Source organism: Chromobacterium sp. HL1 (genome assembly GCF_057418835.1).
The window spans coordinates 3,966,540-3,979,712 of record NZ_CP162399.1 but is presented as its reverse complement, the minus strand read 5'-3'; the positions used below and the strand labels follow the sequence as shown (position 1 = coordinate 3,979,712).

Below are 13,173 nucleotides of genomic sequence, written 5' to 3'. Positions count from 1 at the left end.
AAGGGGTGCGTGATGAGGCGTGGGATAGTGCGCTTGCTGGCATTGACGGGGCTGATGGGCGGCGGAGCGGCTTACGCGGCGGAAGCGCCGATTGAAAAGCTGGTGATCAACGGCGACGCGGCCGTGCTCAAGCTGAGCGCGGACGACAAGCGGCCGTATCAGCTGGACCTGAACAAAAGCAATTGGGACGCCAAGCAGTGCAGCGCCCTGGTGCGGCGCGCAGGCGGCGTGGTCACGATCACGGTCAAGCTCAACGACAAGCTGTTGGGCAGCAGTTGCGGGTTGGAGATCGCCGGCAATCTGAAGCCGGGCAAACAGGTGGAATTGGGGCTGGCCGCGGTCAAGGGGTCGATCCGCGGCGCGTATTCGGCGATCCGGGTGGACAGCCGGGCGGTGGATCTAACGCTGGACGGCAAAGCCGCCAGCCTGTCCATGTCCGCCGACGCGATCAGGGCGCAGGCCAAGGGCGCTTACGACAAGCTGGCGCTCAAGGGGCAGGCGCTGACCTTGGGTTTCGAAGGCAGCAGCCGCGACATGGTTTTTGACGGCCAGGCGGTGAAGGCGAAGGTGAAGCTGACCGACGCCAAGCCCAGCGGCTCCTTGTCGCTGGACGCCACCACCGGCAAGTTGTCGCTGACGCTGCCCAAGTCCGCAACGCTGCAATACGAGGTGCGCGGCACGGCGGCCTCGGTGGACAGCAAGCTGCCCAGCACCGCCGGCGCGCCGCTGAAGCTGAGTGCGCGCGGGCAGGCGCTGAAAGTGGCGGTGGAGGCGGATTAAGACGCGGCCAAACAAAAACGGAGCTCGAGGGCTCCGTTCGCTTGGCCGACGAATCCGGCTCAGTAAGCGCAGACGGTGAACAACTCCAGGCCGCCGTCGCGCACCAGCTTGCCGCCGCCCAGTTCGGGCAGTTCGATGATGGCGGCGGCTTCCAGCACGTCGGCGCCCATGCGCTTCAGCAGCTTGTAGCCAGCCATCATGGTGCCGCCGGTGGCGACCAGATCGTCAATCAGGATGACGCGGTCGCCCGGCTTGCAGGCGTCGGTGTGCATTTCCACCGCGGCGTTGCCGTATTCCAGCTCGTACTCCTCCTCCACCGTGGTGAAGGGCAGCTTGCCGCGTTTGCGGATGGGCACGAAGCCTACGTTCAACTCGTAAGCCAGCACCGAACCGATGATGAAGCCGCGCGCGTCCAGGCCCGCCACCAGGTCCACTTTCTCCATCATGTAACGATGCACATAGATGTCGATCAGCATGCGGAAGGTTTTGGGGTTCTGCAGCAGCGGGGTGATGTCGCGGAACATCACGCCTTGTTGCGGCCAGTTGGGCACAGTGCGGATCCAGCCTTTCAGATAGCTGGAGTAGTCGAGATTGCTAAGGTTTTCCATGGCCTTATTGTACTTCGAAATAAAGAGAGTCGCCGCGCGCCCCACAAGAAAAAGCCCGCCGCGCAGCGCGGCAGGCTAGGAGTCCGCATCAATTATTGACGTTTCAGTGGAAGAAAGCCAGCTTGAAGATCCACAGCGCGGCGATCACCAGCACCGGCGGCTTCAGGTCGGAGAAACGGCCGGCCAGAATCTTGATCACCGCGTAGCTGATGAAGCCGAAGGCGATGCCGTCGGCGATGGAGAAGGTGAAGGGCATCGCCAGCGCGGTCATCACCGCCGGCGCGGATTCGGTCAGATCGCTCCAGTCGATCTCGGCCAGGCCGCGCGCCATCAGCACCGCCACATAGCACAGCGCGGGCGCGGTGGCGTAGGCGGGCACGGTGGCGGCCAGCGGCGACAGCCACAGCGAGGCCAGGAACAGCAGCGCCACCACCATGGCGGTCAGGCCGGTGCGGCCGCCCACGGCGGTGCCGGCGGCGGACTCGACATAGGCGGTGGTGGACGAAGTGCCCATTACCGCGCCGGCGGTGATCGCCACCGAGTCGGCCAGCAGTGCGCGCTTCAGGCGCGGCAGCTTGCCGTCCTTGTCCAGCAGGCCGGCGCGGTGAGACACGCCCACCAGGGTGCCGGTGGTGTCGAACAGGTCGACGAAGAAGAAGACAAAGATCACGCCGATCAGGCCGGCTTGCAAGGCGCCGGCGATATCCATCTGCATGAAGGTGGGCGCCATGCTCGGTACCGGCGCCACCACGCCCTTGAACGGAGACAGGCCCATGGCGATGGACAGCACCGTCACCACCAGGATGCCGATGATGATGGAGCCCGGCACCTTGCGGTATTCCAGCGCCACGATCAGGAAGAAGCCCAGAATGGCCAGCAGGGTGGTGGGCTTGTGGATGTCGCCCAGGGTCAGATAGGTTTCTGGGTGCGGCGCGATCACGCCGGCGTTCTTCAGCGCGATGATGGCGAGGAACATGCCGACGCCGGCGGAAATGGCGAATTTCAGCGACTGCGGGATGGCGTTGACGATGGCCTCGCGCACGCGGAACAGGCTGACCGCCAGGAACACGATGCCGGAGATGAACACCGCGCCCAGCGCGGTTTCCCAGGACAGCCCCATGCCCTTGACCACGCTGAAGGTGAAGTAGGCGTTCAAGCCCATGCCTGGCGCCAGCGCGATCGGGTAATTGGCCACCAGGCCCATGATGGCGGTGCCCAGCGCCGCGGCCAGACAGGTGGCGACGAAGACGGCGTTCAGGTCCATGCCGGTGCTCGACAGGATCAGCGGGTTGACCAGGATGATGTAAGCCATGGTCAAGAAGGTGGTAAAGCCGGCGATGACTTCGGTCTTCACCGTGGTGCCGTTTTCTTTCAGCTTGAAGAAGCTGTCAAGGAATTGCATGGCGAAACGCGCTCCAAAGGAGATAGGTAGGAAAAAAACCAGCCATTTTATTCAGCCTGAAGAGATTTGCCTAAATCTTGACGTGAAAATAACTTGGCGATTAACAGCCGGTACGCGCTTATGGTATTCTGGAGAATTACTCATTTGGCAGGAAGTACCTTTCATGAGCCAGCCAACCGGTAATATTTTTATCGTGGTCGCTCCTTCCGGCGCGGGGAAAACCTCGCTAGTGGCGGCCTTGCTCCAGGCGGAGCCGTCTGTGGAACTGTCCATTTCTTATAGCACGCGCGCGCCGCGCAAGGGCGAAGAGGACGGCAAGCATTACCACTTCGTCGATCAGGCCACGTTCAAGTCCATGATCGAACGCGGCGATTTTCTCGAGTACGCGGAAGTCTACGGCAACTACTACGGCACCAGCGCGCCGTGGATACGCAGCCGCCTGGCCGTGGGGCAGGACATTCTGCTGGAGATAGACTGGCAGGGCGCCGAGCAAGTGCGCAAGGCCTTCCCCGAGGCGATAGGCATTTTCATCGCGCCGCCGTCGATAGAAGAGCTGGAGCGCCGCCTGCGCGGACGCGCCACCGACAGCGAGGAAGTGATCCGCCGCCGGCTGGCTTCCGCCCGCGCCGAGATCGACAAGATCGCCGAATACGACTACATCGTGGTCAACGACGATTTCGAGCGCGCCCGCCTCGACCTGATCAGCGTCGTGCGCGCCAATCGGCTGCGCAGCGCCATCCAATGCCGCAAGCTGGCGACGATGCTGGCGCGGATGGGACAGACCGGCTGATCCGACCGTTTGTTGGTGAGTCGACTAAAATTTAGATATAGTGATCCCTCTGGGCGTTGCCGCGGCCGCAAGAACGGCGACCGACAACGCCCTTGGCAACTTTGAAGAAAGAAAGCACATGGCCCGTATTACTGTTGACGATTGCCTGGACCGCATCCAGAACCGTTTCGACCTGACCCTGGCCGCCGCCTACCGCGCGCGCCAAGTGGCTTCCGGCGCCAGCCCCTTCGTTGAAGCCGGCCGCCATAAGCCCACCGTCGTCGCGCTGCGTGAAATCGCCGCCGGCCACGTCGGCAAGGAAGTTCTGAGCCGCGGCAAAGCCTGATTGCAAGTGGGTGGTGGGTTATGGCAACCGGCATCGAGGATGAAATCGACTACGACGCCCTGATCGACAGCGAAGCGCAAGCGTTCTTCGAGTCTGTCGCGCGTTATCTCAAGCCGGAGGACGTCCAGCTGTTGCGGCAGGCTTTCGAAGTCAGCCGCGCGGCGCACGAAGGGCAGACCCGCAAGAGCGGCGAACCCTATATCACCCACCCGCTGGCGGTGGCCTGCATGTTGGCCGAGTGGCGGCTGGACGTGCAGGGCCTCGCCGCCGCCTTGCTGCACGATGTGCTGGAAGACACCGGCGTCACCAAGCCGACGCTGATCGAAAAGTTCGGCAAGATCATCGCCGATCTGGTGGACGGCCTCTCCAAGCTGGAGCGGCTGGAATACCAGACCAAGGAAACCGCGCAGGCGGAAAGCTTCCGCAAAATGGTGCTGGCGATGGCGCGCGACATCCGCGTCATCATCGTCAAGCTGGCGGACCGGCTGCACAATATGCGCACGCTGGATTCGATGCGCGAGGACAAGCGCCGCCGCATCGCGCTGGAAACCTTGGAAATCTACGCGCCGATCGCCAACCGCATCGGCCTGAACAAGGTTTACCGCGAACTCCAGGACCTGGCGTTCAAGCATCTGCACCCGCATCGCTACGGCGTGTTGTCCAAGGCGGTGCGCGCCGCGCGCGGCAATCGCCGCGAAGTGGTCACCAAGATCCTGCAATCCGTCAGCCAGAAGCTGGTGCAGAGCAATATCGAAGCCACCATCAAGGGGCGGGAGAAAAACCTCTACAGCATCTACAAGAAAATGCAGGAAAAACACCTGTCGTTTTCCGAGGTGCTGGACATCTACGGCTTCCGTGTCGTCGTCAACGACATTCCCGGCTGTTATCTGGCCCTGGGCGCGCTGCACAGCCTGTACAAGCCGATTCCCGGCAAATTCAAGGATTACATCGCCATTCCCAAGGGCAATGGCTATCAGAGTCTGCACACCACCTTGTTTGGCCCCTACGGCACGCCGGTGGAGATGCAGATCCGCACTCGCGAAATGAATAGCGTGGCCGAGGCCGGCGTGGCCTCGCACTGGATGTACAAGAGCGGCGACGGCGTCAACACCGCGCAGCAGCGCACCCACCAGTGGCTGCAAAAAATCATGGACATGCAGGAGGAGAGCGACGATCCGGTCGAATTCCTCGAGCACATTAAGATCGACCTGTTCCCGGACGAAGTCTACGTGTTCACGCCCAAGGGCAAGATCATGGTGATGCCGCAGGGCGCGACCCCGGTGGACTTCGCCTACGCGGTGCACACTGACATCGGTCACCGCTGCATCGCCGCGCGCGTCAATCACGCGCTGGTGCCGCTGCGCACCGTGCTGCGCAACGGCGACACCGTGGAAATCATCACCTCCACCCAGGCCAAGCCTAATCCGTCCTGGCTGACCTTCGTGCAGAGCGGGCGCGCGCGTTCCGGCATCCGCAATTACCTGAAGAGTTTGCAGCAGGAAGAAGCGGTCGGCCTGGGCGAGAAGCTGCTCAAGCAGGCGATAGGCGCGCTGGCGGTGACGCCGTTGGCCTTGAGCGAGGAGCTGTGGGTGGAGTATCTGGCCGCTTTCGGCGAGAAGCTCGCCTCGCAGCAGGACGTGCTGGCCGACATCGGCGCCGGCAAGCTGATGCCCATTGTGGTGGCGCGCAGGCTGCTGGAGCTGGCCGGCGAGCGCTTGGGCGAGGAAGTGAAAGTGGGACCGGTGACCATACGCGGCAACGAGGGCGGCATGGTGCAGCTGTCGCCGTGCTGCAACCCGCTGCCGGGCGACGACATTCTGGGCGTCATCACCAAGGGCCAGGGCCTGGTCATCCACCGCAAGGGCTGCCCGAACGCGCGGCGGGCGGATCACGACAAGCTGCTGGACGTCAATTGGGAAGCGCAGCGCGACCGCATGTTCGGCGTCACCGTCGGCGTGCTGTCCCGCAACGAGCGCGGCGCGCTGGCCGACATCGCCACCGCGATTTCCCAGGCCTCGGCCAATATCGAAAGCGCCGACACCCAGGACAGCAGCCGCGACGGCGACGGGCTGTTCAACATCCACTTCCGCTTGCAGGTGGAGGGCGTCGAGCATCTGGAGCGCGTGCTGAGCGCCATCCGCGTGCTGCCGGTGGTGCAGCGCGTGCAAAGGAGATGAGATGCTGAAACTCAAGATCAACGGCGAGGGCCGCGAACTGAGCGGCGTCGCCAATGTGGCCGAGCTGGTGGCGGCGCTGGGCCTTGTCGGCAAGCGCGTGGCGCTGGAAAAGAATGGCGAGATCGTGCCGCGCAGCCAGTATCCGGCCACCGGGCTGGCCGACGGCGACGAACTCGAAATCGTGGTGGCCGTCGGCGGAGGCTGAGCGGCAAAGCTGATAGAGGTGCAGGAGTGGCGGATCAACTGATCATCGCAGGCAAGGCTTACAATTCGCGTTTGCTGGTGGGAACCGGCAAGTATCGGGATTTTGAGGAAACGGCCCGGGCGCTGGACGCGTCGGGAACGGAAATCGTCACCGTCGCCATTCGTCGCGTCAACCTGGGTCAGAATGCCGGCGAACCCAATTTGCTGGACTTTTTGCCGAAAAACCGGTATAACCTTCTCCCCAATACGGCGGGGTGTTATTCCGCCGACGACGCCATTCGCACTTTGCGCCTGGCCAGAGAGCTTCTGGACGACCATCGTCTGGTCAAACTGGAAGTGCTGGGCGATCCGAATACCTTGTTCCCCAACGTCAAGGAAACCCTGAAAGCGGCCGAAGTGCTGGTGGCCGAGGGTTTCGACGTGATGGTGTACACCTCGGACGATCCCATCATCGCCCGGGAGCTGGAGCAAATGGGCTGCTGCGCCATCATGCCGCTGGCCAGCCTGATCGGCTCCGGGATGGGGATTCTGAATCCGTGGAATTTGAAGTTGATTATCGAGCAGTCCAAGGTTCCCGTGCTGGTTGACGCCGGCGTCGGCACCGCGTCCGACGCGGCGATCGCGATGGAACTGGGCTGCGATGGCGTGTTGATGAACACTGCGATTGCCGCCGCGCAACAACCGGTGTTGATGGCCCACGCCATGAAACAGGCTGTAGAAGCAGGCCGATCGGCATATCTTGCCGGCCGGATGCCGAAACGTTTTTATAGTGCAGTACCTAGTTCTCCTAGTGAGGGGGTGATTTCTTCCGTCAAGCCGTGATGCGTAAAGCGCCACAGATTGCTTGGTCGGAACGCTTCAGACTTTTCCAAACCGCGTAAGATTGTTAAAATGCTGTTTTTTATAGCTCCAGCCACGTCTGGACGCTAGGAACTAAGGATACTAGATTCAATGCCGAACATTCGCGTTAAAGAGAACGAGCCGTTTGAAGTTGCAATGCGTCGCTTCAAGCGCGCGGTGGAAAAAACCGGTCTGCTGACCGAACTGCGCGCCCGCGAGTTCTACGAAAAACCGACTGCCGAGCGCAAGCGCAAGCACGCAGCTGCCGTTAAGCGCCACTACAAGCGCATCCGCAGCCAAATGCTGCCGCCGAAACTCTACTAAGAGTTCGTCTGGTCAGTAAGCAGGACCGCAGGCTTAGCCTGCGGTTTTGCCATTTGTAGTTCCCCGTTTGCAGACTCTGACGGCATGGGTTTTGAACGATTCAAAACCAATGTCATCAGGGTTTGACTCTCTCTAAAGTGCGCGCTCGCCGCCGGCGACGAGTGGCGGTCATCTTCCGGAAAGCAAGCAATGAGCCTCAAGCAGCGAATCAGCGACGACATGAAATCTGCAATGAAAGCGCGGGAAAGCGACAAGCTGGCGGCTATCCGCCTGTTGCTGGCGGCCATCAAGCAGAAGGAAGTGGACGAGCGCGTGGAGCTGGACGACGCCGGCGTGGTCGCCGTCATCGACAAGATGCTCAAGCAGCGCCGCGATTCGGTCAGCCAGTACGAGGCGGCTCAGCGTCAGGATCTGGCCGACAAGGAAAAATTCGAGATGGACGTGCTGATGGCCTATATGCCGCAGCAATTGTCCGCCGGAGAGATTGATGCGCTGGTGGCCAAGGCCGTCGCCGACAGCGGCGCCGCCGGCATGCAGGACATGGGCAAGGTGATGGGGCTGTTGCGGCCGCAATTGGCCGGCCGCGCCGATATGGCGCAGGTTTCCGCTTCCATCAAGGCCAAGCTGGCCGGCTAGCCGGCTTCGGGCCGCGTGTGCGGCCCGCGCCATCGGTGACCTTGTTTGATCCCTCAGGATTTTGTCGATCAGTTATTGTCCCGCGTCGATATCGTCGACGTGGTGGACCGTTACGTCCCCTTGAAAAAGGGCGGCCAGAACTATCTGGCCTGCTGCCCGTTTCATAAGGAAAAGTCGCCGTCGTTCACGGTGAGCCCGTCCAAGCAGTTCTATCACTGCTTTGGCTGCGGCGCTCACGGCTCGGCCATCGGCTTCGTGATGGAATACCAGGGGCTGGGCTTCGTCGACGCGGTGAAGCTGCTGGCCGAAGGCATCGGCATGCAGGTGCCGGACAGCCGCGCCCACGCCAACCCGGAAGCCAGCCGCGCCGCGCGCGAGCGCAAGCTGTCGCTGGAACAAATGATGCAGATGGCGGCAGGCTACTACAAACAGCAGCTGAAGTCCGCGCCCAACGCCATTTCCTATCTGAAAGGCCGGGGTTTAAGCGGCGAAGTGGCCGGCCGCTTTGGTCTTGGCTTCGCGCCGGACGGCTGGCAGAACCTGGAAGCGGTGTTTCCGGACTACCAGGACGACAAGCTGGTGGATACCGGCCTGGTCATCGTCAATGAAGAGAAGGGCCAGCGTTACGACCGCTTTCGCGATCGGGTGATGTTCCCCATCCGCAACCAGCGCGGCGCCATCATCGGCTTCGGCGGCCGGGTGATGGGCAAGGGCGAGCCCAAGTATCTGAATTCGCCGGAAACGCCCTTGTTCGAGAAGGGCCGGGAGTTGTACGGTCTCTACGAGGCGCGACAGGCGATACGGGATAAAAACCGCGTGCTGGTGGTCGAAGGCTATATGGACGTGGTGGCGCTGGCTCAGTTCGGCGTCGCTTACGCGGTGGCCACGCTGGGCACCGCCACCACCGGCGAGCACGCGCGCAAGCTGATGCGTCACGCGGACCAGGTGTACTTCTGCTTCGACGGCGACAAGGCCGGTCAAAAAGCGGCTTGGCGCGCGCTGGAAAACAGCCTGCCGCAATTGCAGGACGGTAAGGCGCTGAACTTTCTGTTCCTGCCGCAGGAGCATGATCCGGACAGCTATATCCGCGAGTTCGGCGCCGAGGCCTTTGAAAAAGTATTGGAAGAGCAGAGCCTGCCTCTGTCCGTTTACTTCACCCGCGAGCTGTGTCGCGAGGTGAACCTGACCACGCCGGAAGGCAAGGCCGATCTGATCCGTCAGGCCGCCCCCCTTCTGGCGCAGATTGCCGCTCCGGCACTGGGCTTCATCATCAAGAAAAGACTGGCGGAACTTGCCGGTGTGGATGTCGACGAATTCGACATGTTGACGACGGGCCAAAGGAAGTCGGAGCGCAAAGGCAAGCGGGAGCACCGTTTGCCGGAGGTATCGCATCGTCCGCAACAGTCCTCCATGGTGACGCGCCTGATCAAATGGCTGCTGTTGAATCCTGGTTGGGCTGGCGATGTGCGCTTGCCGGACAGCATGGCGCTGTCCGACGAGCTTGCCTGTTTTGCCATGTTGGCCGAATGCGTGCAAGGGCACGACCAGCCGCCGAATACGGCGCAATTGATGGAAAGCCTGCGTGGCACTCCATATGAAGGGCTGGTGGATAGTGTTCTGCAGCAGGCCATGCAGGATCCGGATGAGTTCGCCGATCCCAGCGAGGAAGATAGGCAGCAGTTTCAGGACGGCGCGGCCAAGCTCCTGAAAATGCTGCATCAAACTCAGGTGGAGCGGCTAAAACAAAAGGACCGGAACGAAGGCCTGACTCCGGAAGAAGTCAGATTGCTAGGGGAATTGCTGCGGGATTTGCTGACGCCAAACGCTTGACGACGTCGCCGCCCCGGCAGATCGCAGAGCGGTCTGGCGTACGCGCCGGACTGCCGAAAGCGATGCCGCGGCGGTAGAAAGCGCCCCGCAGGGCTACACAAACAGCGTTATTTGCTTGTGTTATTATCAACTGTTTTTTTCGGCTTATTTCAAGCAGGAAGCGAAATGGCGGCCTCTCCCGAAAATCAAAAAGACGTGCAGGAAAACGAAACCGAAGTGATGAGCCTGGAAGAGCAGCGTAAACGCCTGCGCCAGCTGATCGCCTTGGGCAAGGAGCGTGGGTATCTGACCTACGCGGAAATCAACGACCACCTGCCGGAAGACGTGTCCGACGCAGAGCAGATCGAAAACATCGTCACGATGATTTCCGGTCTGGGCATCCAGGTTTACGACGAGGCGCCGGATGCGGACACGCTGCTGATGTCCGACGCCACCCCGCCGGTGGCCGACGAAGACGCCGTGGAAGAAGCCGAAGCGGCGCTGTCCTCGGTGGATTCCGAATTTGGCCGCACCACGGACCCGGTGCGCATGTATATGCGCGAAATGGGCTCGGTGGAGCTGCTGACCCGCGAAGGCGAGATCGAAATCGCCAAGCGGATCGAAGACGGCCTGAAGTACATGATCCAGGCGATTTCGGCTTGTCCGGGCACCATCGCCGAAGTGCTGGAGCTGGTTGAGCGCGTCGGCCGCGACGAAGTGCGCGTGGACGAAGTGGTTGACGGCTTCATCGATCTGAACGCGCCGTCCGAAGAGGACGCCGCGTTCGCCGAGCCGGCGGACGAGGACGAGTTGCTTGAAGCCGAGGCCGAAGAGGAAGACGAGAGCGAGGACGAGGACGGCGACGCCGCCGACGCCGCCGGCGTCAACCTGGAAGAGCTGAAGCAGCAGGCGCTGGAGCACTTCACCGGCGTGCGCATGTTGTTCGACAAGATGGTCAAGGTGCTGTCCGTCAAGGGCGCGCAGAGCAAGGAATACCTGGAGCTGCAGGACGCGATCACCACCGAGTTCATGCTGGTGCGCTTCTCCACCCGCCAGGTGGAAAGCCTGTGCGACTCGCTGCGCAGCCGCGTCAACGAAATCCGCACTTACGAACGCGACATCCAGGATATCTGTGTCAGCCGCGTGCGCATGGAGCGCGCCCACTTCATCAAGGTGTTCCCGGGCAACGAGACCAATCTTGACTGGGTGGAAGACGAAATCCATTCCGGTAAGGCCTGGGCGGAAGCTTTGACCCGCTTCAAATACGCGATCATCGAAAAGCAGACCAAGCTTTCCGAGCTGCAGGATCGCGCGATGCTGCCGATCAAGGCGCTGAAGGAAATCAACCGCCAGATGTCGGCGGGCGAGTCCAAGGCGCGCCGCGCCAAGAAAGAGATGATCGAGGCCAACTTGCGCCTGGTGATCTCCATCGCCAAGAAGTACACCAACCGCGGTTTGCAATTCCTCGATCTGATCCAGGAAGGCAATATCGGTTTGATGAAGGCCGTGGACAAGTTCGAATACCGCCGCGGCTACAAGTTCTCGACCTACGCCACCTGGTGGATTCGCCAGGCGATCACCCGCTCCATCGCGGACCAGGCGCGCACCATCCGCATCCCGGTGCACATGATCGAGACCATCAACAAGATGAACCGCATCAGCCGTCAGATTCTGCAGGAAACCGGCCACGAGCCGGATCCGGCCGAGTTGGCGGAAAAGATGGAGATGCCGGAAGAGAAGATTCGCAAGATCATGAAGATTTCCAAGGAGCCCATCTCCATGGAAACCCCGATCGGCGACGACGACGATTCCCATCTTGGCGATTTCATCGAGGACCAGAACAACCTGGCGCCGTCCGACGCTGCGATGTATTCCAGCCTGAAGGACGCCACCAAGGAAGTGCTGGACACGCTGACGCCGCGCGAAGCCAAGGTGCTGCGCATGCGCTTCGGCATCGATATGAACACCGACCACACGCTGGAAGAAGTGGGCAAGCAGTTCGACGTGACCCGCGAGCGCATCCGCCAGATCGAAGCCAAGGCCTTGCGCAAGCTGCGTCATCCGACCCGTTCGGAACGCCTGCGCAGTTTCCTGGACAACGAGCCGGGCGGTCAGTGATCGGATCGCGAGACCGGGTCTAGGCCGATGGCCTGAGCCGGATGAAAACCCCAAGCCGTCAGAATTCGACGCTTGGGGTTTTGCTTTTTGGCTGTTATAATGCGCTGCTCTGGGCCTCTAGCTCATGCTTGGTTAGAGCAGCGGACTCATAATCCGTTGGTGCGGGGTTCGACTCCCCGGGGGCCCACCAAGACTCCCGCGCAGCATGCGGCGGCGCTTGGCGCATTGATATCGGAAGCCGACGCTCAAGTCGGCTTTTTTGTTGCGGCGGCCGCGTCGCCGCGGCCTCCCTATCCGCCTTTTCTTTGGGGTTTCCCCGCCCGATCTCCATGCCGGAGAGACGTAGCTTTTAGCTATTTCCCTGCTATGCCGATGGGGAAAATCAATATGCTGCGCTATTTTAAGTTACTATCTAGCGTTTCGCGCATCATTGCGCGCTCTCATGTGGAAAAGACCGAATGCCCCAGAAGGAAAAAAAGGCGGCAAGCAGCAACGCCACATTGGCCGACAAGGTATTCCAGGAGTTGCGGCGGGACATTCTGCTGGGCGTGTACCGCCCGTCGCAGAAGCTGCTATTGCATGATCTCAAGGCGCGCTACGACGCCGGCGGCTCGCCGATCCGCGAGGCGCTGCTGCGCCTGAGCTGGTGCAAATACGTGGTGATGGAGCCGCAGCGCGGCTTTTGGGTGGCGCCGATTTCCCACCATGAGCTTTACGACATCCTGCTGGTGCGCCGAGTGCTGGCGGAGGAGGCGGTGCGCCGTTCTCTGGCGCAGGGCGACGAGGCGTGGGAGCTGGAGGTGTTGGCCAGCTACCACCGCTTGAGCCGGATAGATCTGAACGACGTGAATGTGGATTTGCAGGACTGGGCGGACCGCCACATGGCGTTTCACCTGGCCATCATCAGCGGCAGCCACTCGCCGGTGATTGTGGAGGTGATGGAGTCCTTGTACAACCGCTTGGAGCGCTATCGGCACATCTGGTTCGACCCGGCCTTGCCGACCTCCAAGCGCTATAGCGACGAGGGCGAGCATCAGGCCATCATGCAGGCGGTGCTGGCCAGAGACGCGGACCGGACGCTGCAATTGCTGGATCAGCATTATTCCCACGTGATGCAGGTGGTGGAAGGCCTGAGCACAGAGGCTTTTCTGCCCCGCTAG

The 13,173-nt window shown here is 61.6% G+C and carries 13 protein-coding genes and 1 tRNA gene; 12 read left to right on the top strand and 2 right to left on the bottom strand.

The genetic code is table 11. The annotated features are described in order from the left end of the window. The first annotated feature begins 12 nt into the window (after nt 1–12). Nucleotides 13–780, top strand: a complete 768-nt coding sequence (locus tag AB1Z25_RS18120; RefSeq protein ID WP_227104896.1) for a hypothetical protein — start codon at nt 13–15, stop codon at nt 778–780. A 59-nt stretch (nt 781–839) separates the two neighbouring features. Here the strand turns inward: AB1Z25_RS18120 and AB1Z25_RS18115 are convergent, their stop codons facing one another. Both AB1Z25_RS18115 and AB1Z25_RS18110 read right to left on the bottom strand, forming a co-directional pair. Next, nucleotides 840–1,388: an adenine phosphoribosyltransferase gene (locus AB1Z25_RS18115; protein ID WP_019103866.1), complete on the bottom strand. Its 549-nt coding sequence runs from the start codon at nt 1,386–1,388 to the stop codon at nt 840–842. 103 nt (nt 1,389–1,491) lie between these two features. Next, nucleotides 1,492–2,790 (bottom strand): NCS2 family permease, encoded by a 1,299-nt coding sequence (locus tag AB1Z25_RS18110; RefSeq protein WP_107800536.1) that lies wholly within the window; start codon nt 2,788–2,790, stop codon nt 1,492–1,494. A 163-nt stretch (nt 2,791–2,953) separates the two neighbouring features. On the opposite strand from AB1Z25_RS18110, the gene gmk reads away from it, so the two are divergent. From gmk to AB1Z25_RS18055, 11 genes are all read left to right on the top strand, one after another. Then, nucleotides 2,954–3,580 (top strand): guanylate kinase, encoded by a 627-nt coding sequence (gene gmk / locus AB1Z25_RS18105; RefSeq protein ID WP_474454547.1) that lies wholly within the window; start codon nt 2,954–2,956, stop codon nt 3,578–3,580. 118 nt (nt 3,581–3,698) lie between these two features. Beyond that, nucleotides 3,699–3,905 (top strand): DNA-directed RNA polymerase subunit omega, encoded by a 207-nt coding sequence (gene rpoZ, locus AB1Z25_RS18100; protein ID WP_019103869.1) that lies wholly within the window; start codon nt 3,699–3,701, stop codon nt 3,903–3,905. Nucleotides 3,906–3,925: 20 nt separating this feature from the next. Further along, nucleotides 3,926–6,082 carry a RelA/SpoT family protein gene (locus AB1Z25_RS18095; protein ID WP_107800534.1) on the top strand — a complete coding sequence of 719 codons (2,157 nt, stop codon included), beginning with the start codon at nt 3,926–3,928 and terminating at the stop codon, nt 6,080–6,082. Nucleotide 6,083: 1 nt separating this feature from the next. Next, a complete protein-coding gene (gene thiS / locus AB1Z25_RS18090; protein WP_253313733.1) occupies nt 6,084–6,287 on the top strand; it encodes a sulfur carrier protein ThiS in 204 nt (67 codons plus the stop codon). 26 nt (nt 6,288–6,313) lie between these two features. After that, nucleotides 6,314–7,108: a thiazole synthase gene (locus AB1Z25_RS18085; protein WP_199225925.1), complete on the top strand. Its 795-nt coding sequence runs from the start codon at nt 6,314–6,316 to the stop codon at nt 7,106–7,108. Nucleotides 7,109–7,237: 129 nt separating this feature from the next. After that, the gene (gene rpsU / locus AB1Z25_RS18080; RefSeq protein ID WP_039756346.1) at nt 7,238–7,450 is read left to right on the top strand and encodes a 30S ribosomal protein S21; all 213 of its coding nucleotides are present in this window, start codon (nt 7,238–7,240) and stop codon (nt 7,448–7,450) included. A 189-nt stretch (nt 7,451–7,639) separates the two neighbouring features. Next, a complete protein-coding gene (locus tag AB1Z25_RS18075; RefSeq protein ID WP_107800531.1) occupies nt 7,640–8,086 on the top strand; it encodes a GatB/YqeY domain-containing protein in 447 nt (148 codons plus the stop codon). A gap of 45 nt (nt 8,087–8,131) precedes the next feature. Beyond that, on the top strand, nt 8,132–9,916 hold the full coding sequence (gene dnaG / locus AB1Z25_RS18070; protein WP_107800530.1) for a DNA primase: 1,785 nt from the start codon (nt 8,132–8,134) through the stop codon (nt 9,914–9,916). Between the two features lie 165 nt (nt 9,917–10,081). Then, the gene (rpoD, locus tag AB1Z25_RS18065; RefSeq protein WP_107800529.1) at nt 10,082–12,013 is read left to right on the top strand and encodes an RNA polymerase sigma factor RpoD; all 1,932 of its coding nucleotides are present in this window, start codon (nt 10,082–10,084) and stop codon (nt 12,011–12,013) included. Between the two features lie 111 nt (nt 12,014–12,124). Then, a tRNA-Ile gene (locus tag AB1Z25_RS18060) sits at nt 12,125–12,203 on the top strand. A gap of 268 nt (nt 12,204–12,471) precedes the next feature. After that, entirely contained in the window at nt 12,472–13,173 is a 702-nt protein-coding gene (locus tag AB1Z25_RS18055) for an FCD domain-containing protein (protein WP_107800528.1), read from the top strand.

Bases quoted from the DNA above. Each gene is read 5' to 3' on its own strand.
- AB1Z25_RS18120 (WP_227104896.1), top strand. From the start codon at position 13: ATGAGGCGTGGGATAGTGCGCTTGCTGGCATTGACGGGGCTGATGGGC.
- AB1Z25_RS18115 (WP_019103866.1), bottom strand. From the start codon at position 1,388: ATGGAAAACCTTAGCAATCTCGACTACTCCAGCTATCTGAAAGGCTGG.
- AB1Z25_RS18110 (WP_107800536.1), bottom strand. From the start codon at position 2,790: ATGCAATTCCTTGACAGCTTCTTCAAGCTGAAAGAAAACGGCACCACG.
- gmk (WP_474454547.1), top strand. From the start codon at position 2,954: ATGAGCCAGCCAACCGGTAATATTTTTATCGTGGTCGCTCCTTCCGGC.
- rpoZ (WP_019103869.1), top strand. From the start codon at position 3,699: ATGGCCCGTATTACTGTTGACGATTGCCTGGACCGCATCCAGAACCGT.
- AB1Z25_RS18095 (WP_107800534.1), top strand. From the start codon at position 3,926: ATGGCAACCGGCATCGAGGATGAAATCGACTACGACGCCCTGATCGAC.
- thiS (WP_253313733.1), top strand. From the start codon at position 6,084: ATGCTGAAACTCAAGATCAACGGCGAGGGCCGCGAACTGAGCGGCGTC.
- rpsU (WP_039756346.1), top strand. From the start codon at position 7,238: ATGCCGAACATTCGCGTTAAAGAGAACGAGCCGTTTGAAGTTGCAATG.
- AB1Z25_RS18075 (WP_107800531.1), top strand. From the start codon at position 7,640: ATGAGCCTCAAGCAGCGAATCAGCGACGACATGAAATCTGCAATGAAA.
- rpoD (WP_107800529.1), top strand. From the start codon at position 10,082: ATGGCGGCCTCTCCCGAAAATCAAAAAGACGTGCAGGAAAACGAAACC.
- AB1Z25_RS18055 (WP_107800528.1), top strand. From the start codon at position 12,472: ATGCCCCAGAAGGAAAAAAAGGCGGCAAGCAGCAACGCCACATTGGCC.